We start from the raw sequence: 21,387 nt of genomic DNA, 5'->3' as shown, positions 1-21,387 counted from the left end.
TGGCGTTCATTTTTTTGTATAATCATTATATAGCTTTAGGATTTTATGATAAGAAACCGGAAAGGCATAGTCTTCCATTTCATCTAAGGAAATAAATTTCCAACCATTACCTTCAGAAAAATCGGAACCAATTGTTCCTGTAAATACACGGATATTCCAAATTAAATGGGAAAAAATGTGTTCTATTTGACCAATACCTTTATCAAGCATAATATTCATATCAAAGGAATCTTTGAAAAGATCAGTGATTTGAGTACGATCCATCAGTAACGGTTGATGAATTTCAACATTTGGAAACTCCCATAAATTTGCTAATAATCCAGTTTCAGGACGTTTATGAATTAGAACTTTTCCCATTTCATTTTTTACAATAATTGCTGCTAGTTCAACATTTTTTTGTGAGTTCTTTTTCGTCTTAATTGGAAGTTCTGACTCTACTCCCTCATGAAAACCTTGACAATGATCCCGTACAGGGCAGAGTAAACAAGAAGGCGACGTTGGCGTGCAAATTAATGCGCCAAGTTCCATTAATGCCTGATTAAACGCAGAAGGATCTTCATGGGAGATTAGCTGTCTAACAGCATTTTCAAATATCTTCCTAGTAGATGGCTTTGCGATATCCTCCCAAATCGAGAGGATTCGTGATAAAACCCTCATGACATTACCATCCACTGCGGGTTCAGGTATACCATAGGCAATACTTAAAATTGCTCCAGCCGTGTAGGGACCAACCCCCTTAAGGTTCGAAATTTCTTTTGGAGTATTTGGTACCTGACCATCGTATTTTTCGTTTACTTCTTTTACAGCTGAATGTAAATTTCGTACTCGCGAATAATAACCTAGTCCTTCCCATGCTTTAAGAACTTTATCATCATTTGCATTCGCAAGGTCTTCTATAGTTGGAAACCATTCAATAAATCGATTAAAATAAGGAATAACCGTATCTACTCTTGTTTGCTGCAGCATGATTTCTGACACCCATACTTTATAAGGGTCTTGATCTTTTCTCCATGGCAATTCGCGTTGTTCGGCTTTAAACCAGGAGATTAAATCTTCTTGAAAATTTTCTATTGAGACTTTTTCTATATTTTTCAACTCATTTACCATTACAAAAATGCCTCCAGCCTGTTAAACAAAAAGAATTAAGGGAATATAATAATAAGCATTTTTTAACGATAAGCCATATTATTGATTTTGACAAGATTTTATTAAAGGAGGAATTTTCCTTTTGGATACTGGAACTCATGTTGTAATGGGAATTGCACTTGGCGGTCTGGCTACTCTTGATCCTATAGTAGCTGGCAGCTCTGTAACGGCAACAAGTGTATTAATTGCTACGATTGCAGGCTCACAAATACCTGATATTGATACCGTTTTAAAGTTAAGAAATAATGCCATCTATATTCGTAATCATAGAGGAGTCACCCATTCTATTCCAGCTATACTTATATGGCCTCTTATTCTTTTAGCAGTGATTTATCCTTTTTTTCCTAATGCAAATCTTCTCCACCTGTGGGGGTGGACGTTTGCAGCGGTGTTTATCCATGTGTTTGTAGACATTTTTAACGCCTATGGTACGCAGGCTCTTAGACCATTTACGTCAAAATGGGTTGCGCTTGGAGTAATTAATACCTTTGACCCAATTATCTTTGGAATTCACATAGTCGCCATTATTATTTGGGTTTTTGGTGCAGATCCCGGTTATACATTTTTAACGATGTTTGTCGTGTTATTTGGATATTACCTCCTTCGGTTTTATGCTCAAGGTAAAGTTAAGGCAGAAGTTAAGAAGTTAATTCCAGACGCAACGGAAATCATAATTGCACCAACTATGAAGTTTCATCTTTGGAGAATTGCTGCGATGAACGAAGGGGAGTTCTTTGTCGGCAAAGCGGTAGGAACGAATGTCGAGATACTAGACCGTTTTAAGCGAGTGCCGGTACCGGAAACACCTGTATTAGAAGCCGCTAAAAAAGATAAAAACTTAGCTGCCTTCCTGTCGTTCTCGCCTGTCTATCGATGGGAATTAGATGAGTACGATGACTATTACGAAGTTCGTTTTATTGATCTAAGATATCGAAGCAATGGACATTATCCGTTCGTGGCAGTAGTACAGTTAGATTTAGAGTTAAATCCAATTAGTTCCTATACCGGCTGGGTGTTCAGTGAGCAGAAACTCCGTAAAAAGCTCAGTATTATTCCTAGTTAATGTTAGAGGCGAGTGATTTATAGTCACTCGCCTTTAATTTATTTTATTCTTATCTTGGATGAGGAAATCCCTATATTTTGGATTTTTGGCAACAAAATCATGGAGCCTTTCCCCATAAGTATCAATCCATTGTTTAACAATTCTTTCCGTCATCTCACTGCCTAGGTAATCTCTTCCTGCCTTCGCAGCGGTGGTTTCAAAGTCCTCACACATCAACTCAACCCAGGTCAGGGCTTGATTGTAGGAGAGCAATTCGTTTTTTTCTAACAACAGCTTTGCTAATCTATCGTGATAATCGTTCATACATTCACCTCATTGCCAATTTCTTATAACATAACCTTAACATAAAAGTCGAATACTATTATCACGTGGTAAGCACTGGTGTGACGACACTTTGCTTTTCACGGTTTCTCATTCCCTTTTGATGGAGGTACCAACATGGTGAGAAATAAAGCAAGGAATTTCCCGAACCAAAATAACAATAAGCTAGAGGGAGAGCCACGGGCGAAAGCAGAGTATGCTTCAAGACGAGCCGATGGTACTATCAACACCCATCCGCAAGAGCGTATGCGGGCTTCTGGTGAGCGTGAAAAGGATACACCTGAGTATTTCTAAACTTTGGGAGGTTTTAACTATGGGAAACCAGAAAACTCATGAAGGTAAGCCATTTACAACCCCTTGGGCTAAATCAAAGCATGCTCATTCTCAAATCAATGGTGAAACCCGGATATCCCAAGACCTGATCATTTTAAAGCGCCAAACCCGGAAGCAATCCTAAAGGCTGCACAAAGATAAACCAGAGATATTACTCTCTGGTTTGTCTTTTTTACTTTAACCATTTTAGCATAGAAATTGGCAATGCTTCTTCTTTTCCATCACCCTTTAAGCGGTATCCCCAGGCAAAGACACCATTCATATAGTCAATTTTAAAATATTTACCAGGATCTCCTTCAAGCTCATAAATCTCACCAGGTTTAAAATTAGCAGGGTCTAATAAGTAGGCTCGAGCCATAGCTGCTTTTCTTTCAAGCACAGCATATTCACTAACCATTCCCATTTGCTCCGCTTTTCTCCCCTTCTCTAACAGCTGGGCAATTTCCTGCTTTAATTCATGCTCTGTCATCGTGCTATATCGTTTCTCCTGTTGCATATCGTCCACTCCCATTTTCGTTTTTCCTCTTATTTTAGTATAGTTATTTTTATGTAAATAATAAAGGTTGAAGGAGAGATTTCAGTGAAAATGAAAACCATCATTGTTACCGGAGCAGGTTCTGGCTTGGGGAAAGAATTAGCCTTATTATTTTCGCAGCAGGGTTATCATGTCTTATTGACTGGGAGAACTCTTGATAAACTTACTGCTGTTAAATCCGAAATCGAACAAGCAGGTGGTGTGGCAGATTACGTTGTTCTTGATGTTCAAAAAGAAACAGATATTTTGATAAAGATCAAAGAAATAAGCAAAAAACACAGAATTGTTGGTTTGGTTAACAATGCCGGTGTCGGTCATTTCGGACCTTTTGTTAACATAACGGAGAAAGAAATCAGCGAAATACTTAACACGAATGTTCTCGGAACGATTTTAATAACAAAAGCTGTCTTACCTTTACTGCAAGAACAAGGTGAAGGGCTGCTGATTAATATTATTTCAACAGCGGGTTTAAGAGGAAAAGTGAATGAAGCTGTTTATGCGGCAAGTAAATTTGCTGTTAGGGGCTTTACCGAAAGCCTTCAAAAAGAGTACAAAAATAGCCCGATTAAAATAAAAGCCATATATATGGGCGGCATGGATACCCCATTTTGGGAAGGGAGCACTCACGTTGCCGACACTTCCCGTTTTCGTTCACCTAATGAAGTTGCTGAAATCATTATGGAGCAATACGATCAGGACGAGATTATCATTGAAAGTAAAAAATCATGACGGAACTGCGTCATGATTTTTCGACTTCTTCTAAATATTTTTCAATCAAATCCATTGAAAATCCTTTACGGAAAAGAGCTTGTTTCATTTTTTGGCTGTATTCAAAACCGGTAAAATTACTATATTTTCGCTGTGTTTTTTCGCCTTGATACCTTATGGCTTCCATTTCCTCATCTTGTTCCTTATCGGTATTTGCTTCAGTTAGCGCCAGATGAATCACATCGAAGGGGTAGCCCTTCCTTAATAGGAATTGCTCTGCTTTTTGCTTAACGATTCGTTGAGATTCCTTTGAACTCTTTTTTATTAACTTTTCTGCCACCTTAATAGCTTTTTCAACTTGATCTTCTACAGAGTAAACTGCTATTGCATGTTTGATTATCCCCTCATTGATGCCTCTCTCTTTTAACTCCATACGGATTAAGTCTGGACCTTTATCTGTCGTATTCATTTGGGTTCTTACAAAAGAAAGGGCATATTCCTCATCATTAATATATTTTTGAGCAGCTAATTTATGAATAACTTCTTTAATAATAGGTTCTTCTATTTCCTTTTGTGCAAGATAGTCCTTTATCTCTTTTTCAGATCTCATTCTTCTTGCCAAATAATTAACTGCACGATTATAGGCCTTCCTGATTTCGTCTTGAAATTGTATCTCTAAGATGGAAAATTCATCAATCTCCATCCCTTTCTTTAATTCAAATCGAATCAATACAGCACTATCGACACTAAAGGCATATTCTTCACCTTTTCCATCGTCCATAAAAATATTAAAGCGATCTGTGTTTTTCTGCTGAGTGGTGATTTTTGTAATAACCGCCATATCATTCACCTCACCAATACTTTATCATATTTTTTCAACAATGGAGTATCATTCCATTCTGAAAAGGTAAAAATGGAGAATGTGCTTAATTTTTCCCATAAGCTTTTTAACGATTAACAAAATTAAATGTTGAAAGGAATGAGCAAATATGGCAGAAAAGAAGAAAAAAGATAAGGATAGAGGAAAATATTCACTTACAAGTATGCAGGAGGTATCCTACCAACGTGAGTTTAAAATGGCAGACCGTGCTGGCGGCTTCCATGACAAAAAAACTCGTTTATAAGTAAGAAATAAGCGGAAGGCGCCTGCTTATCGGCGACAGGAGCTAGATAAGGAGTTTTTTCCATTCATGAACTCTTTTAATTAGTAAATGCTATATAAGGGAACCTTTTTGTTCCTTAATGCCAACTTTGAAAGGGGTTTTTGTAATGGGTCGTTCGCGTGGACATAATTCTCGTGATAAAAACAAAGCATCTCTTCCACAGGTACCTAAGAACATGAAATCAGATGGAAACGATGTGGAGTATTCCGCTGAATTTGCGGATCATGCAGACCTTGAAGCAATGGCACGGGCAAATGCAGCCAACCAGCGCGTTACAAATAAACGTAGAAAGTAACCCTTTTTAAAAAAGCAGGCAGCATTTTATTGCTGCAAAAAAAGAGAAGCAGGATATCCCTGCTTCTTTAAAAATATATAAGGGGGAAAAATTAATTAAATCATCGCGCCCTATAGAGAGATTCTGCCATTAAAGGCAATAGGAGCCGGTTAAAAAATGCAGGCGATTGTGAATGCTTTCACTATCTCCTTTACATCTTTACTATACTCCCGTTCCACACCCATGACAACGATTTCACAGTTTTTTAACATAATAATGTTGGAAATATGAATAGGTTGTGAACTTAATAAGCTGTTTGTATTAGAAACGAATTTCCACTGTTATTTCAGATCAGAACCTTTACTTGTGGATAATGTGTATAAGTATGTGGAGTACTAGAATATAAGGTTTTAATATGTGGACAAGTTTGTGGATAATGGTAAAAAAAATAAGAGTCTGTAATAACAGACTCCCGAATTAATTACTATTAAAGCGGCAATAAGGAGATAGTTTCCTTACTCCTTAAATGTTCAATCATTTCGAGCCATTCCTGTGGCTTATTTGAAAGAATCGAGTAATAGTCAGTAAGAAAATCAGCTACAAGTCCCGCAGATATAGATTCTAGCTCATCATTCATTGGCATAAAGCAAAAATCGAGTCCTTTCACAGCCTCACCATTATTCTCCCAAGATGGATGTACATAGTCTAAATCAATTCGTTTATAACCTAAATGCGAAAGAACCTCGCGGCGCACATAAGGATCCATAACTTTGACACCGCCAAATTCATGACCTACCCGGTAGGGGTCATATATTTCAGCAAACATACCGAAAAGTTCTTTACCGTTTTTAGCTGCAAGCTTGTTCAAGTCCTTTAAGCGGTTTTGTGCTAAAAATCGTCCCAGGCTAAGACCCGGTTTACTAATAATGGTGAAATCTGTCATTGCTATATTCCAATCTGGATAATAGCGATACTCCGTTGCCCCAACAACCTCATCGCCATTTACAGCAACAAATACACGAATACCTGGGTCTTCTAGAGGTTCCTTCCATAATTCATACTCTAATACTTCCTCTGGCGGGAAAATATCTTTCATTAAGTCATGAAGTTTTTTAAAGTTTGGATCTGTAATACTTGTTATACGTTTATATTCCATCAGCTAAGACTCCCCTATTCTTTTAGAAATGGATTTTTCCACTCCATTAATGCAGCATAATGACAGGATTCCTCATCATCAAGGTAATTTTCTACAATGCCAATTGGCACTCTTCCGCAACGAAGCAGAAAGGTAATAACAGGATCTTTTAAATCCCCTTTTAGGACTTTATTTAAATACCGCTCCGGTGTCATCGTATCTGCCAGTTTATGATAACCAGGCATTCTTCCGCCGCCAAGCAGCCTCTCAAGTTTTTTTTGAATCACAACATGATACATGGCCTGCATCATCAGTTTTCCAAGACCAAGCTTTCGGAACTTTGGCCGTACACTGATATCCACAATGTATAGTGTGTTACCATTGGGATTATTATTTGTAATGTATCCATGATCTGTCATTTCCTCCCATGTATGTTCCATATGGGTAGGGTCAAAATTGACACAAAGACCTGTAAGGGAACCTGCTAATGTACCCTCCACTTCAATACATATAGCACCCTCTGGAAAAAGCATAACATGATTGGATAATTGCTCTTTATTCCACCATAATTCCGATGGAAATGGCGGTGGAAAGCATTCAGACTGAATTTGAATGAGCGCGTCAAAATCATCTTGTGTGTAATTACGAATGACCACTGGAATTGGCTTTTCTTGGTCAAAAACAAAGAATTCACTATGATAAAATGCAGCTCCATCCTTCGTCATTATTTTTCCCAATCCGGATATAAATCAGTTCGACGATCACGCCAAGTTGTTACGGATCCTCGTTCTCTAACTTCATATAATAACTCCAGATCAAGGTCTGCTGTCACAATCATATCGTTGTTCAGTTCCCCTTCCACAAGAATACCTTTTGGTGGGAACGGAATATCATTTGGCGTTATGATTACAGCCTGACCGAAATTAGCACGCATGAAATCGACGGTTGGCAGCGCACCAACGGTTCCGGTTAAGACAACATAAACCTGGTTTTCAACTGCCCGAGCATGGCTGGTGTAGCGAACACGATGGAAGCCATGACGGTCGTCAGTACATGAAGGACAGAATATAACATCGGCTCCTTTTGCTTTTGCCATCCGGACGATTTCAGGGAACTCAATGTCATAGCAGGTGAGAAGGGCAATTTTCCCTTTGTCCGTTTCAAAAATTTGAAAGCTGGCACCTTTCTCCATGTTCCACTCGTTCACTTCTGTAGGGGTAATATGGAGCTTTGCCTGCTCGCCAATCCTTCCATCCGGATAAAATAAATGTGCCGTATTATAAAGCTTGCCTCCCTTTTCGATAACATGTGTACCAGCAATGATGTGCATGTTGGTTTGTTTGGCAAAATTCGAGAACAATTCTCGGTATTGGCCTGTGAAACCAGGTAAGTCATTGATAGTCAGACTCTGGCCCTGTCCATTTCCTATTGATAGTAGCTGTGTGGTGAAGAACTCAGGGAAAAGAACGAACTCTGCTCCAAATTCTTCAGCGGTTTTTATATAATGCTCGCATTGTGCGGCAAATTCTTCAAAGGACTGAATCGTATGTAAGTGATACTGAACAACTGAGACACGTAATTTCATTATTTTCCTCCTTTATAAAACATCATATGGGGGAATTATCTAATATTTTTGACAGTAATACAAATAAAAACCACCCTTAGGTGGTTTCCGATTATTTACCTAGTTTACTTTCAGCAAGCTCGATTTGTTTTACCACCTGTTCAGGTGATGTTCCTCCGAAGCTATTTCGAACGGCAACAACATTCTCTGGTGATAAAACTTTATAGATATCCTCTTCAAATAAGGAACTGAACTCTTGATATTCCTCAAAACTTAAATCAAGCAAGAACTTTTGCTTCTGAATGGCATATAAAACAATTTTCCCAATGACTTCATGCGCATCCCTAAATGGCAGACCTTTTCTTACCAAATAATCAGCAATATCCGTTGCATTTGAGAAGTCGTTATTAATCGCTTTTCGCATTACATCTTTGTTAACAGTCATCGTTTCAATCATTGGTGCTAACAGCATCAGGGACCCTTCCAGTGTCTCCACTGTGTCAAACATCCCTTCCTTATCCTCCTGTAAATCCTTATTGTACGCAAGCGGTAAGCCCTTAAGGACAGTCAGTAAGCCGATTAAATTACCAAAAGTACGGCCAGTCTTTCCTCTTAACAACTCAGGAACATCTGGATTCTTCTTTTGCGGCATAATGCTGGATCCTGTACAGAAGGAGTCATCAAGCTCAACAAATTGGAACTCTTGGCTTGACCAAATCACAAGCTCCTCAGATAATCTTGAAATATGAGTCATGATAATAGAACCAATCGAAAGGAATTCTAATATAAAATCCCTGTCACTAACTGCATCCATGCTATTTGGATATATCGTTTCAAATCCGAGCAGCTCTGCCACACGTTCACGTTTGATAGGAAAAGTTGTCCCTGCTAAGGCGCCAGCACCAAGTGGAAGCCAATTAACACGCTTTAAGCTATCAATCAATCTCTCTTTATCACGTTCAAACATCCAGAAATAGGCCATTACATGGTGGGCGAACGACACTGGTTGGGCACGCTGCAAATGAGTATAACCTGGGATTAATGTATTAACATTCTCTTTTGCCTGTACAAGCAGTGACGATTGAACGTCTTCAAGTAATTTAATAATTTCTGTTGTCTTTGTTCTTAGGTAAAGGTGCATATCAGTTGCAACTTGGTCATTTCGACTGCGTCCGGTATGGAGCTTGCCGCCAACGGGTCCAATTTTTTGAATCAATAACTTTTCAATATTCATATGAATATCTTCGTCTTCTACTAAAAACTCAACCTCATCTTGGTCAACCATCTTTTTAATTTCAAGCAAGCCTGCTTTTATTTTTTCGGCATCCTCAGTCGGGATAATGCCGCATTCACCCAGCATTTGAACATGTGCCATACTGCCGGCAATATCCTCTTTGGCAAGCTTTTGGTCAAAGGAAATGGAAGCTGTAAATTCCTCAACAAGCTTATTTGTTTCTTTTGTAAAACGTCCGCCCCATAATTTGGACATTGATTGCTCCTCCTTAAAACTAACAAGTTTGCCCTCGAAAAGGTTTCGAGGGCACCCATATTATTTCGTTATCTTTTCTTTATTATTTACCTCAGAATATACCTTTGTTGGCAGTCCCCAAATTTTGATAAATCCAACAGCCGCATTATGGTCGAAGGCATCTCCTTTTGAATAAGTTGCCAATTCTTCATTATAAAGACTGTTTGGCGACTTACGACCAACTACTGTATGGTTGCCTTTATGAAGCTTAACACGGATTGTTCCACTTACTACCTTCTGGGTTTCATCAATAAATGCATCAAGAGCTGGTTTTATTGGTGAATACCAAAGTCCTTCGTAGATGATTTTTGCCATTTGCTGCTCTACTTGGGTTTTGAACTGTGTTACTTCACGCGTAAGTGTTAAGAATTCTAATTCTTTGTGAGCATTAATTAAAATTAAGGCTGCTGGATTTTCATACACTTCTCTAGATTTGATTCCTACTAATCGATTTTCAATATGATCAATACGTCCGACGCCATGCTTGCCGCCAAGTTCGTTTAATGTTTCAATTAATTTCACCAATGGCAGTTTCTCACCATTTAGTGCAACAGGAACACCTTGCTCAAATTCAATTTCCAGATATTCCGCTTGGTCTGGAGTTAATTCAATTGGTGCTGTCCAGTCAAAAGCAGCTTCAGGTGCCTCTGCCCAAGGATCCTCTAACACACCCGCCTCACAAGCACGTCCCCAAATATTAGCGTCAATCGAGAATGGATTGTCTAAATCTACTGGAATTGGAATACCGTTTTCCTGTGCATACTTAATTTCTTCATCACGAGTCATTCCCCATTCACGAACTGGAGCAACAACCTTTAGATTTGGATTTAACGCTTGAATGGAAACCTCAAAGCGAACTTGGTCATTTCCTTTACCAGTACAGCCATGAGCAACAGCTGCAGCCCCTTCTTTTTCAGCCACTTCTACCAATAATTTTGAAATTAGTGGTCGAGATAGTGCAGAAGATAATGGATATTTTCCTTCATATAAACAATTTGCCTTTAAAGCTGGCAAAATATATTCTTGTGCTAACAATTCTTTTGCATCAATCATATAAGCTTTAATAGCTCCAACGTTCAATGCCTTTTGTTTAATCGCTTCCAGATCCTTTCCCTCACCAACATCTAGACCTAGTGCAATGACATCATAACCATATTTCTCCTGAATCCATTTAACTGAAACTGAAGTATCTAATCCGCCTGAATAAGCTAAAACGATTTTTTCCTTTGCCATTTTGTTATCTCCTCGTATCTATATGAATTAATATTCAACCAATAGAATTATTATACATAACAATCCAAATAAAATCTACTATTCTAGTAAAAGTTTTAAAATTGCTTTTTGAGCATGGAGTCGGTTTTCTGCTTCATCAAACACCACAGAATGCGGTCCATCAATAATTTCAGCAGTAACTTCTTCCCCACGGTGCGCTGGTAAGCAATGCAAAAAGATATAATCTTTTTTAGCGTGCTGACAAATTTGTGTATTGACTTGGTATGCTTCTAAATCTTTTAGTCTTTTTTCCGTTTCTGCTTCTTGGCCCATACTGGTCCATACATCTGTGACAACAATATCCGCATCCTTGATGGCATCTACCGGATTATGTGTAATCGTAATTTTGCTTCCCGTTACTTTCCCTGTTTCAATCGCCTTTTCTGTGATCTTGCCATCAGGTAAATAGCCAGGAGGGCTTGCAATGCTGATATGCATACCAACCTTTGCGGCTCCTTCCATTAATGAATGAGCCATATTGTTGTTTCCATCGCCTAAATAGCACATTTTTAAGCCGGCCAATTTGCCTTTGTGCTCTTGAATCGTTAATAAGTCCGCCATCACTTGAGTCGGGTGATGCAGATCAGTTAAACCGTTTATTACCGGAACCGTTGCATGCTCTGCCAGTTCTTTAACAGAGTCGTGTGAAAACGTTCTGATCATCATACAATCGATATAACGTGATAAAACTTTTGCTGTATCTGAAATACTTTCTCCTCTTCCTAACTGAATATCCCTTGAACTTAGGAAAATTGCATGCCCCCCTAATTGGAGCATCCCTACCTCAAAGGAAACTCTAGTACGAGTAGAAGATTTTTCAAATATCATCCCTAGAACCTTTCCGCTCAAATAAGGATGTGGTTTTCCTTGTTTTTGAAGGCTTTTCAGTTCCTTTGCTTCCTCTAAAAGGTAGAGAATCTCATCTGTATGAAAATCGGACAAGGATAAGAAATCCTTGCCTTTTAATTGTGGCTGCTGTGGCAAACCCTTTGCGTTCCATTTAATCACATTTGACATGCTCCACACCGCTCTCTTTGATATTGTAATATTCCGTTACTGTGCGTACCTCTGATTGAGTAATCGATTCCGCCTGAAGACTAACCATCGCCTCAACTGTGTCTAAATGGGTAAATACCGGTACATTGTAGCGGGTCGCTTGTTCACGAATGTAAAAACCAAATTTAATTTTATTTCTTCCTTGATTCGGTATATTAATGACTGCTTGAATACTATTATTTTTGAAAAGTTCATTTACATCCTCGTTATCCTTAATAACCTTTTCAATGGTAAAGCCATTTTCTTGAAGGAATCTTGCTGTCCCTTCTGTTGCAGTTAGCTTGTAATTCTGATTCACAAATTGTTGCAGAATTGGAAGGCTGGCAGGTTTTTCCCGGTCAGATATCGAACAGAATAAATAGTTCTCTGTTTCATCGCTGGTTGCAGGGAAAGCCTTTTCGAGCGCTTCATGGAAGGTTGCTCCTAAACCTAACACTTCACCTGTTGATTTCATTTCCGGTCCAAGTACGTGGTCGACTCCCTTTAATTTGCTTCTTGAAAATATAGGTGCCTTAACTGAATAGTAATTTGGCTCTGGTAATAAACCCGTTTCATTCGATAAAGTATTTAAGGATACTCCTAATTGTGCCATTACTGCCCACTCAATCATTGGAATTCCTGTAACCTTGCTCATGATAGGAACCGTACGTGAAGAACGCGGATTTACTTCTAGGACTAATACTTGATTCTGATAAATTACAAATTGGATATTCATAATGCCAATAATCGGAGAAGTTTTGGCAATCTTTTCAGCATAATCAATTAATGTTTCTTTAACCTCATTCGCTAATGAAATAGGTGGGAAAACACTAATACTATCTCCAGAATGTACGCCAGCTCTTTCGATATGTTCAAAGATGCCTGGGACAATTACATTCATTCCATCACTAATGACATCCACTTCACATTCTAATCCAGGAATATATCGGTCTACTAATAATGGCCACATTTTATCCTGTGAGGAGTTTTCTTCAAGCTGAGTGATATAGTAGTTTAATTCGTCTTCTGTAAAAATCGTAAACATTGATTGGCCGCCAATGACATAGGAAGGACGTACCAATACGGGATAGCCTAGTCTTGCTGCAGCTGCCAGCAATTCATCTTTATGTGATACGGTCTCACCTACAATATGTGGGATGTTTAGACCTTCAAGTAACTGATAAAATTCTTTCCGATCCTCGAAACGGTCAACATTTTCTACCGTTGTGCCTAAAATCTTTACTCCTTCTTCTTCGAGGTCATGAGCCAAGTTAATCGCAGTTTGGCCGCCGAACTGAATTAACACACCTTCAATCTTCTCTTTTTCAATAACGGTAAGAACATCTTCAGCCGTTAGTGGTTCAAAGTAAAGGCGGTCAGCAACTGAGTAATCTGTACTAACTGTTTCAGGGTTATTGTTGATTACGACTGCCTCATAGCCCATCTTCTTAATCGCCTTTGCAGCATGGACAGAGCAGTAATCGAATTCAATTCCTTGACCAATCCGAATCGGACCTGAACCAAGAACAAGAATCTTCTTACTGTTTGTTTCTTCTACCTCATCGGACCCGAGCCAAGTCGAGTAGTAATAAGGAGTAACCGCATCAAATTCTGCGGAACAGGTATCAACCATCTTGTAGCCTGGTTTCCAGTTGAGTTCTTTCCATTTATTTCTTATTTGTTTTTCATCAATACTGTAGATTTGTGAAAGGTATTTATCGGAAATATTATGACGCTTCGCTGTTTTTAATAATGAAAGTGGTACTTCACTCCATGAATACAAAGCTAATTCCACTTCTAGGTCTACGACAGATTTGATTTTGTTTAAAAACCATGAATCTATTTCTGTTACCTGCTTAATTTCCTCTAGGGAAACACCTCTTCTGAATGCTTCTGCTATCATAAATAATCTTTGGTCATTTGGTCTTTCAAGTTTTTCAAATAAGACCTCAGTGTCTACATTTTTATTTGATTCTAGACAAAGTCCAAATATATTTAATTCCATGGAACGGATTGCTTTATTTAGTGCGCCCTCAAAGGTACGGTCAATCGCCATTACTTCCCCAGTAGCTTTCATTTGCGTACCTAATGTACGGTCTGCTTCTGGAAATTTATCAAATGGAAAACGTGGAAGCTTTACAACAATATAATCAATTGCTGGTTCAAAGGACGCAAAGGTATTACCTGTTATAGGGTTCACAATCTCATCTAAATGGTAGCCAACCGCACATTTAGCCGCCGTCCTAGCAATCGGATAACCGGTAGCCTTTGACGCTAATGCAGAAGAACGGCTTACCCTCGGATTTACTTCAATAATGCAATATTGATTTGATTCTGGATTAAGCGCAAACTGGATATTGCAGCCGCCGATAATCTCTAATTCTCGTATTACTTTTAATGAAGAATTCCGTAACATTTGATATTGGACATCTGTCAACGTTTGTGATGGAGCGACAACTATGGAGTCACCTGTATGAACACCAACAGGGTCCATATTTTCCATATTACAAACAATGATACATGTGTCATTGGCATCTCTTATGACTTCGTATTCAATTTCCTTCCAGCCTTTAATGCTTCTCTCAACCAGAACTTGATGAATCGGGCTAGCTGCAAGACCCTTCTTTAGAACATTTCCAAGCTCTTCTTCATTATAGGCAAAGCCGCCGCCGTGTCCGCCAAGTGTATAGGCAGGTCGGATGATAACGGGGAAACCTATCTCGTTGACGAACGATACACCTTCTTCATAGGTATGAATAATTGCAGATTCAGGGATTGGCTCGTCAATCTTTATCATTAAACTGCGGAACCGATCACGGTCCTCGCCATTTTTTATCGATTCTACAGAGGTTCCTAACAGCTCTACATTGTATTTTTGAAGAATACCTTTTTCATAAAGTTCAACTGTTAAATTTAAACCGGTTTGACCACCTAAAGTCCCAATAATTCCATCAGGCTTTTCTTTTTGAATAATTTTTTCAATGGTTTCTACATTTAATGGTTCGATATATACTTTATCGGCAACAGTTTCGTCCGTCATAATCGTTGCTGGATTACTATTGATTAATACCACCTGTATTCCCTCTTCTTTCAGAGCGATACAGGCTTGTGTTCCCGCATAGTCAAATTCTGCTGCCTGCCCGATTACAATCGGACCTGATCCTATTACTAATACTTTTTTTAGGTTTTTATTTAATGGCATAACGTTTATCTCCCACGGAATTTATCTGATAAACAAATTCTTCTAGAATGTATTGGGTGTCACTTGGTCCTGGGTGTGCTTCCGGGTGGAATTGAACGGTTTGAATGGGAAAGCGTCTGTGCTTTAACCCCTCAATGGATTTGTCATTAACGTTACGGTATGTGATTTGGAAAACCTGGGCATCAATGCTCTGGTCAACGACAACATATCCATGATTTTGTGCTGTAATTTTAACCTTACCCGTTGCTAATTCTTTAACGGGATGATTGCCACCACGGTGTCCGTAGGCAAGTTTTTCCGTTTTTGCTCCATAAGCTAGGGCAATTAACTGATGTCCTAGGCAGATACCTAGCGTTGGGTAGTGCTGTGTAATTTTTTTGATTTCTGGAAACCACTGTTTCAGTGCCATTGGATCTCCAGGTCCGTTACTTAATAACACACCGTCTGGCTTTAAGGCCTTGATTTTTTCAAAAGAGGTATTAAAAGGGACGATAGTCACACAACAATTTTCATCGAGCAACGCATTCAGTATCGATTTTTTATATCCAAAGTCGATAAGGACAACATGTGGTCCTTCATTTTTAAAATATTGCATTTTCTCAGTCGAAACTTTCTCTACCCAAAATGGTATGGTTTTGTTATTATCAAACGTTTCTTGTTTAGTCTTACTTAAATATCCTTTTACCGTTCCGCGGCTTCGAATCGTTTTGACAAGTAATCTTGTGTCCACGCCTGCAATGCCAGGAACGCCTGCCTGCATTAGTTTTTCAGAGAATTTATTAATGGATTGGTAATGGCTTGGTGTTTCACATAAATCACCAATCACCACTCCTGCTAAGGAAGGAGAAATACATTCATCATCCATCGCATTGATTCCGTAGTTTCCGATAATCGGATAACAGAAAGTGATAAGCTGCCCTGCATAAGATGGATCTGTAATGATTTCCTGGTAGCCAGTCATACTTGTATTAAAAACAACTTCTCCTACAGAGTCCTTGTTTGCACCTATTAGTATTCCTTCAAAAACTTCTCCGGTTTCCAAAGTAAGATATCCCTGTTCCAAAACACTCACTCGCCTTTCTCTATACCTTGGAAAGTTTTTTCCAATGCCTTGATGAATTCGTTTATTTCTTCTTTAGATGCCGTTAAAGGCGGTAGCAGTCTCACAACATTTGGTCCCGCTGTTAGGATCAACAATTGATTTTCAATTGCCTTTTGAACAATTTGAGGAGCCTTATTTCCCACAACGAGCCCTTTTAGGAGACCTTTACCTCTAATTTCTTCTATACAAGTGTACTTTTCTTTAAATTTAGTTAACAATTCATCAAAGTACACTGAAATTTCATTAACATGATTTAGTAAATTACTTTCAATGATATGGGATATCGTTGCGACTCCGGCTGCGGTTGCTAATGGATTGCCGCCAAACGTACTTCCGTGTGTACCAGGTTCGAACGCTTTTGCAGCTTTTTCTTTTGCAATGATAGCCCCAATCGGAAACCCTGATCCAAGTCCTTTTGCTACACTAATTACATCCGGCTCTATACCGTATTGTTCGTAGGCAAACAGTGTTCCGGTCCTTCCGATTCCCGTTTGAATTTCATCAACCATTAAAAGAATGTCTTTCTCTTTACAGATTTCTTCAATTTTCTTTACCCATTCCTGATTTGCTGGAATGACTCCACCTTCACCCTGGACGAGTTCCAGTAAAACGGCTGCAGGCTGGAGCGTTTTTAGTTGATCAAGTGCTTCTATATCATTAAATGGCAGATAACTAAAGCCTTTAACTAATGGAGCGAATCCCTGTTGGATTTTTTCCTGCCCTGTGGCCGATAATGTTGCCAATGTTCTGCCGTGAAAGGATTGCTGGAAGGTTATGACTCCGAAAGAATCTGTTCCCTTTACTTTTTGTGCGTATCTTCTTGCCAGCTTAATAGCCGCCTCATTTGCTTCCGCTCCGCTGTTGCAAAAGAAAACCTGATCTCCACAGCTATTGGCTGTTAGCAGTGCTGCTAGCTCCTGCTGATTTGGAATGTTATAAAGGTTTGAACAGTGCCAAAGATTTTGCAGCTGCTCTTCAAGCTTTGTTTTAACAACATCTGGCACATGCCCCAAGTTACACGTCGCAATGCCTGATGTAAAATCTAAATATTTTTTCCCTTGATCGTCCCATACATAGCTTCCTTTCCCCTTAACCAACGTAATAGGAAAGCGGCTATACGTAGCCATTACTGACGAAACGGGGGAAACGGAAGTGTTAATGGTCATTAGGCAATCTCCTCTTCTAAAACAATTTTTGTTCCAATATTTTTGCCGTTCACGTAATCTATCAAGCTATTTTTTTCAAATCCATCGATAATACCGACCATAGGAATTTTATGAACTAACCCATCGATTGCTGCTTTGACCTTAGGGATCATCCCGCCGTAGATGGTTTCATTTTCAATTAGTTCTTCTACTTTTGCTTTGGTAACCATATCTAGTTTGGACTTTTCGCCCTGTTCATCGACTAGAATTCCAGGTATGTCACTAATAAAGCAAAGATTTGCTCCTAATGCTTTGGCAACTGCACTGGCGGCAACATCTCCGTTTATATTGTATCGCTGCCCATTTTCACCAATCCCGATTGGTGAAACGACAGGTATATGTCCTTGTTTTACAATACTCTCTATCGCTTCGGTATTCACTGCAACTACTTCGCCTACAAAACCTAAACTTTCATCTGGCGTTGGAATGGCTTTTAATAAACAACCATCCACCCCGCTAACACCAAATGAACTACCGCCTGCCTCAATGATGTTTCGTACTACTTGTTTATTTACCGTACCGCTTAAAACCATTTCTACAATATCCAATACTTCATGATTGGTTACTCTTAAACCATTTACAAAGGTGGTTTCTACATTTAAGCTTTTCAATAACTTATTAATAAGCGGGCCGCCGCCATGGACAATAATCGGTGTCCATTCTCCTTCTTGATGAAGGGATATGACATCTTCATAAAAGGACTTTGGTAGATTTTCTAACACACTTCCGCCACACTTAATGACAATATATTTCATCATAGATCCTCCCATTAGGTGCGGTAGGAAGCATTGATTTTGACATAATCATACGTTAAATCACAGCCCCAAGCCGTTGCACTATCATTACCTTGATTTAATTCAACAATAATTTTAACGGTTTCCTGTTCTAAGTACTCTTTTACTTCCTCTTCTACAATCGGACTAGGTAAGCCATTTTCGAATACCTTGTAAGGTCCAATGGCTACTACCAATGCATTAGGCTCAACCGGTATTCCTGAATATCCAATAGCTGTAACAATTCTTCCCCAGTTCGGGTCAGTACCATAGATAGCTGTTTTTACAAGATTCGAAGAGATAATGGATTTTCCTACAGCTCTTGCTGCTTCATGGCTGTATGCGCCGTTTACTTGAACTTCAACAAGCTTAGTGGCTCCTTCACCGTCTCTGGCAATTTTTTTCGCAAGTTCTTCACTGACTAGCTTTAAGCCTGCTTTAAATAAATCCCAATCTGGATGGTCCTTTGTCAGCTGGTCATTACCTGCTAAACCATTTGCCATAACTAAAACCATATCATTCGTACTTGTATCGCCATCAACCGTAATCATATTAAAGGTTTGATTCGTAATGTCTTTTAATGCAGTTAGCAAGTCTTCATGCGCAATATTGACGTCAGTGGTAACAAATCCAAGCATGGTTGCCATGTTCGGATGAATCATCCCAGATCCTTTTGCCGCACCGCCAATGCTGACTGTCTTTCCGTCTATTTTCATTTGAACACCAACCTGCTTAATGCAAGTGTCTGTTGTTAATATTGCATTCTTGAAATTTTCTTCTGTTGCATATTTGGACTGAAGAATCTGATTTATTCCTGTTTTTACTTTATCCATCGGTAAAAGTTCACCAATCACTCCTGTTGAAGTAACGGCAACAAGGTGCTCCTCGATGCCTAGCTCGTTAGCAAATCCTTTTTGCATTTCAAAAGCGTCTAACAATCCCTGTTCTCCTGTGCAGGCATTGGCATTTCCAGAATTGACAATGATCGCTTGAATCTTATTTTCTTTTGCAATGCTTTCCTGTGTAACCAACAATGGAGCTGCTTGAAAGATATTTGTTGTATAAACCCCAGCGGTTATTGCAGGCACATCAGAAACAATATAACCAAGGTCCAATCGTTTCCTTTTTATCCCGCAATGCATACCCCCAGCCACGAACCCCTGCGGCAAAGTGACACTTCCTTCTTCTAAAACTACAATCTCTTTATTTGAAATGGCTGGCATCAATTTAATTTCCCCCTTGATTGTCTTCTTGTTTGGTAATCCAAGCCTCTATAAAACTTTCCATCTATTATTCAATCAATAATTTTATTAAGGATATAATGATATGTCTTCAAGACCTGTACTGACAGCCCAGCCATTCATTAAATTTGCATTCTGAATCGCTTGCCCTGCTGCACCTTTTACTAAATTGTCGATAACTGAAATCACGGTTAGACGATTCGTTCGCTGGTCAACATGTAATCCGATGTCACAATAATTACTGCCACTGACCTCTTTGGTTGATGGATAAATTCCCTCTGGCCTAATCCTGACAAATGGATGATTTTCGTAAAACTGTTTATACAACGCATTCACTTCACTCGTTGATATTTTCCCAAGTAAATTAACATAGGCCGTTATCATAATTCCTCTAGTCATCGGAACCAAATGAGTTGTAAACGTAATTGTTACCAGCCTGCCACTTTCATCCTTAAGTACTTGTTCAATTTCCGGTATATGTTGATGTGCGCCAAGCTTATAAGCTTTTAGATTTTCATTTATTTCAGCGTAATGTGCTGTTAATGAAAGACCTCTGCCGGCACCAGATACACCTGACTTTGCATCTACAATAATAGATTTTGAGTCTGCAAGATTTGCTTTCAATATTGGCAGCAAACCGAGGCTGGTTGCTGTTGGGTAGCAGCCCGGATTAGCAATGAACGTGGCACGTTTAATTTCTTCTTCATAAATCTCACTCAATCCATAAACTGCCTTCCTTAAATATTCCTCTTCTGGTGCTGAATGCTTATACCAAGTTTCATATTCATTTTGCGACCGTAGCCGGAAATCTCCTGAAAGGTCGATCACTTTAATACCCTTATCTACGAGTTGAGGAGCCATCTTACTACTGACGCCAGATGGTGTAGCTAAAAATACAATATCATTCTCTTTTGCTAATATATCCGGATCATATTTTTCAAATGGTTGATTTATTATTTCAGTAAGGTGTGGGTAGGATTCGCTAATGTCGTTACCAGCCTGAGAGTTGGAAACAACTGAACCAACTGTCAAATGTGGATGCTTGTTTATAAGCCTTATTAACTCTATTGCCCCATATCCCGTTCCACCGATAATTGCAGCCCTCATTTTTCCCACTCCTAAGTCTCTTATATAATGAATCATTATACATACCAAGTAATAATTATTCAAGAAATAAATTGCCCAATTTTCAGTTTTTATTGATTTTTTTTACCTTTATTTTTGGAAACGCTTTCATTTAACCGTGTATGAATATACAAATATTATGCATATTTTATGCATGTAATAGCTTCCTTGAAAAAGATGATGTTTTTTATGAAGGCTAATGGTAAATACTTTAGAGACGGATAAGGAGGGTTGCAGACTGTTAACTACAACATTAACTTTTCATAAAGAAGTTGACCTTGCCAAATATGACTTGCCTTTTCTAAAAAAGAGGTCCGAAAGCCACTATGAAATCTATCTTGAAAACTCCGACAAGACACTAGGCGATGTCCATATCGACAATAACGGGGTTAAGCTGGAGTATTCAAGTGAATTATTGCTCGAGGAATATATCATTATTCATGACCTAATCTCTCGGCTGCGTGAAGGAAAGGATGTAGTAGTTGATGATTCTAAGAGTTTTTTAGGTTATTTGTCTGATGGAGAACCTGCATATATGATTAATAATTGGGAGCCTTGGATTGAGTACCTTCAAAGCTCGATGAAAAATTGTCTATAAATAAAGGCTGTGTTAACCTGGGCTGTTGATTTGCGCTCCAGGCGCTATGCTTTCCGTGGGCTCG

23 protein-coding genes are annotated in these 21,387 nt (G+C 38.9%); 7 read left to right on the top strand and 16 right to left on the bottom strand.

The genetic code is table 11. The annotated features are described in order from the left end of the window. Positions 1-6: 6 nt before the first annotated feature. Positions 7-1,107 carry an A/G-specific adenine glycosylase gene (gene mutY, locus CHI06_RS14070; protein WP_095249186.1) on the bottom strand — a complete coding sequence of 367 codons (1,101 nt, stop codon included), beginning with the start codon at positions 1,105-1,107 and terminating at the stop codon, positions 7-9. Between the two features lie 121 nt (positions 1,108-1,228). Here mutY and CHI06_RS14065 point away from each other — a divergent pair, with 121 nt between their 5' ends. Then, entirely contained in the window at positions 1,229-2,209 is a 981-nt protein-coding gene (locus CHI06_RS14065; protein ID WP_095249185.1) for a metal-dependent hydrolase, read from the top strand. A gap of 33 nt (positions 2,210-2,242) precedes the next feature. On the opposite strand, the gene CHI06_RS14060 is transcribed toward CHI06_RS14065, so the two are convergent. After that, positions 2,243-2,512, bottom strand: coding sequence for a YfhJ family protein (locus CHI06_RS14060; protein WP_095249184.1), 270 nt, complete (start codon positions 2,510-2,512; stop codon positions 2,243-2,245). A gap of 138 nt (positions 2,513-2,650) precedes the next feature. Here CHI06_RS14060 and CHI06_RS14055 point away from each other — a divergent pair, with 138 nt between their 5' ends. Both CHI06_RS14055 and CHI06_RS14050 read left to right on the top strand, forming a co-directional pair. Continuing rightward, positions 2,651-2,824, top strand: coding sequence for a small, acid-soluble spore protein K (locus tag CHI06_RS14055; RefSeq protein ID WP_095249208.1), 174 nt, complete (start codon positions 2,651-2,653; stop codon positions 2,822-2,824). Positions 2,825-2,843: 19 nt separating this feature from the next. Continuing rightward, complete coding sequence (locus CHI06_RS14050; protein ID WP_095249183.1) at positions 2,844-2,987, top strand: YpzG family protein; 144 nt, start codon at positions 2,844-2,846, stop codon at positions 2,985-2,987. A gap of 48 nt (positions 2,988-3,035) precedes the next feature. On the opposite strand, the gene CHI06_RS14045 is transcribed toward CHI06_RS14050, so the two are convergent. Next, positions 3,036-3,359, bottom strand: coding sequence for a YfhH family protein (locus CHI06_RS14045; RefSeq protein WP_095249207.1), 324 nt, complete (start codon positions 3,357-3,359; stop codon positions 3,036-3,038). Positions 3,360-3,449: 90 nt separating this feature from the next. Here CHI06_RS14045 and CHI06_RS14040 point away from each other — a divergent pair, with 90 nt between their 5' ends. Continuing rightward, on the top strand, positions 3,450-4,127 hold the full coding sequence (locus CHI06_RS14040; RefSeq protein ID WP_095249206.1) for an SDR family NAD(P)-dependent oxidoreductase: 678 nt from the start codon (positions 3,450-3,452) through the stop codon (positions 4,125-4,127). Positions 4,128-4,137: 10 nt separating this feature from the next. Here the strand turns inward: CHI06_RS14040 and recX are convergent, their stop codons facing one another. Next, on the bottom strand, positions 4,138-4,947 hold the full coding sequence (gene recX, locus CHI06_RS14035) for a recombination regulator RecX (RefSeq protein WP_095249182.1): 810 nt from the start codon (positions 4,945-4,947) through the stop codon (positions 4,138-4,140). Positions 4,948-5,095: 148 nt separating this feature from the next. Between recX and CHI06_RS14030 the strand changes: the two genes are divergently transcribed. Both CHI06_RS14030 and CHI06_RS14025 read left to right on the top strand, forming a co-directional pair. Next, the gene (locus CHI06_RS14030; RefSeq protein WP_081825373.1) at positions 5,096-5,230 is read left to right on the top strand and encodes a YfhE family protein; all 135 of its coding nucleotides are present in this window, start codon (positions 5,096-5,098) and stop codon (positions 5,228-5,230) included. 145 nt (positions 5,231-5,375) lie between these two features. Then, positions 5,376-5,564 (top strand): YfhD family protein, encoded by a 189-nt coding sequence (locus tag CHI06_RS14025; protein WP_095249181.1) that lies wholly within the window; start codon positions 5,376-5,378, stop codon positions 5,562-5,564. 466 nt (positions 5,565-6,030) lie between these two features. Here CHI06_RS14025 and CHI06_RS14020 read toward each other — a convergent pair whose 3' ends face one another. From CHI06_RS14020 to argC, 12 genes are all read right to left on the bottom strand, one after another. Then, positions 6,031-6,699 (bottom strand): GNAT family acetyltransferase, encoded by a 669-nt coding sequence (locus CHI06_RS14020; RefSeq protein ID WP_095249180.1) that lies wholly within the window; start codon positions 6,697-6,699, stop codon positions 6,031-6,033. Between the two features lie 14 nt (positions 6,700-6,713). Continuing rightward, on the bottom strand, positions 6,714-7,403 hold the full coding sequence (locus CHI06_RS14015; RefSeq protein ID WP_095249179.1) for a GNAT family N-acetyltransferase: 690 nt from the start codon (positions 7,401-7,403) through the stop codon (positions 6,714-6,716). Next, entirely contained in the window at positions 7,403-8,263 is an 861-nt protein-coding gene (locus CHI06_RS14010; RefSeq protein ID WP_095249178.1) for a carbon-nitrogen hydrolase family protein, read from the bottom strand. Before CHI06_RS14010 ends, CHI06_RS14015 begins: the two co-directional genes overlap by 1 nt. 91 nt (positions 8,264-8,354) lie before the next feature. Further along, on the bottom strand, positions 8,355-9,731 hold the full coding sequence (gene argH, locus CHI06_RS14005; RefSeq protein ID WP_095249177.1) for an argininosuccinate lyase: 1,377 nt from the start codon (positions 9,729-9,731) through the stop codon (positions 8,355-8,357). 60 nt (positions 9,732-9,791) lie between these two features. Beyond that, positions 9,792-11,003 carry an argininosuccinate synthase gene (locus tag CHI06_RS14000; protein ID WP_095249176.1) on the bottom strand — a complete coding sequence of 404 codons (1,212 nt, stop codon included), beginning with the start codon at positions 11,001-11,003 and terminating at the stop codon, positions 9,792-9,794. A 78-nt stretch (positions 11,004-11,081) separates the two neighbouring features. Beyond that, positions 11,082-12,059 carry an ornithine carbamoyltransferase gene (gene argF / locus CHI06_RS13995; RefSeq protein WP_095249175.1) on the bottom strand — a complete coding sequence of 326 codons (978 nt, stop codon included), beginning with the start codon at positions 12,057-12,059 and terminating at the stop codon, positions 11,082-11,084. Next, positions 12,043-15,279: a carbamoyl-phosphate synthase (glutamine-hydrolyzing) large subunit gene (carB, locus tag CHI06_RS13990; protein ID WP_095249174.1), complete on the bottom strand. Its 3,237-nt coding sequence runs from the start codon at positions 15,277-15,279 to the stop codon at positions 12,043-12,045. Before carB ends, argF begins: the two co-directional genes overlap by 17 nt. Next, the gene (locus CHI06_RS13985) at positions 15,266-16,342 is read right to left on the bottom strand and encodes a carbamoyl phosphate synthase small subunit (RefSeq protein WP_095249205.1); all 1,077 of its coding nucleotides are present in this window, start codon (positions 16,340-16,342) and stop codon (positions 15,266-15,268) included. Before CHI06_RS13985 ends, carB begins: the two co-directional genes overlap by 14 nt. 5 nt (positions 16,343-16,347) lie before the next feature. Then, positions 16,348-17,547 (bottom strand): acetylornithine transaminase, encoded by a 1,200-nt coding sequence (locus CHI06_RS13980; protein WP_095249173.1) that lies wholly within the window; start codon positions 17,545-17,547, stop codon positions 16,348-16,350. Beyond that, positions 17,547-18,344 carry an acetylglutamate kinase gene (gene argB / locus CHI06_RS13975; RefSeq protein ID WP_306453813.1) on the bottom strand — a complete coding sequence of 266 codons (798 nt, stop codon included), beginning with the start codon at positions 18,342-18,344 and terminating at the stop codon, positions 17,547-17,549. Before argB ends, CHI06_RS13980 begins: the two co-directional genes overlap by 1 nt. Before the next feature lie 11 nt (positions 18,345-18,355). Beyond that, positions 18,356-19,582: a bifunctional ornithine acetyltransferase/N-acetylglutamate synthase gene (gene argJ / locus CHI06_RS13970; RefSeq protein WP_095249204.1), complete on the bottom strand. Its 1,227-nt coding sequence runs from the start codon at positions 19,580-19,582 to the stop codon at positions 18,356-18,358. Positions 19,583-19,669: 87 nt separating this feature from the next. Beyond that, a complete protein-coding gene (gene argC / locus CHI06_RS13965; RefSeq protein ID WP_095249171.1) occupies positions 19,670-20,707 on the bottom strand; it encodes an N-acetyl-gamma-glutamyl-phosphate reductase in 1,038 nt (345 codons plus the stop codon). Between the two features lie 217 nt (positions 20,708-20,924). Here argC and CHI06_RS13960 point away from each other — a divergent pair, with 217 nt between their 5' ends. After that, positions 20,925-21,323, top strand: a complete 399-nt coding sequence (locus CHI06_RS13960; protein ID WP_095249170.1) for a hypothetical protein — start codon at positions 20,925-20,927, stop codon at positions 21,321-21,323. Positions 21,324-21,387 lie beyond the last annotated feature (64 nt).

It is taken from the genome of Bacillus sp. 7884-1 (assembly GCF_002272245.1).
In the GTDB taxonomy this organism is placed as follows: Bacteria; Bacillota; Bacilli; order Bacillales; family Cytobacillaceae; genus Neobacillus.
This window is presented reverse-complemented; position numbering and strand designations above follow the sequence as displayed.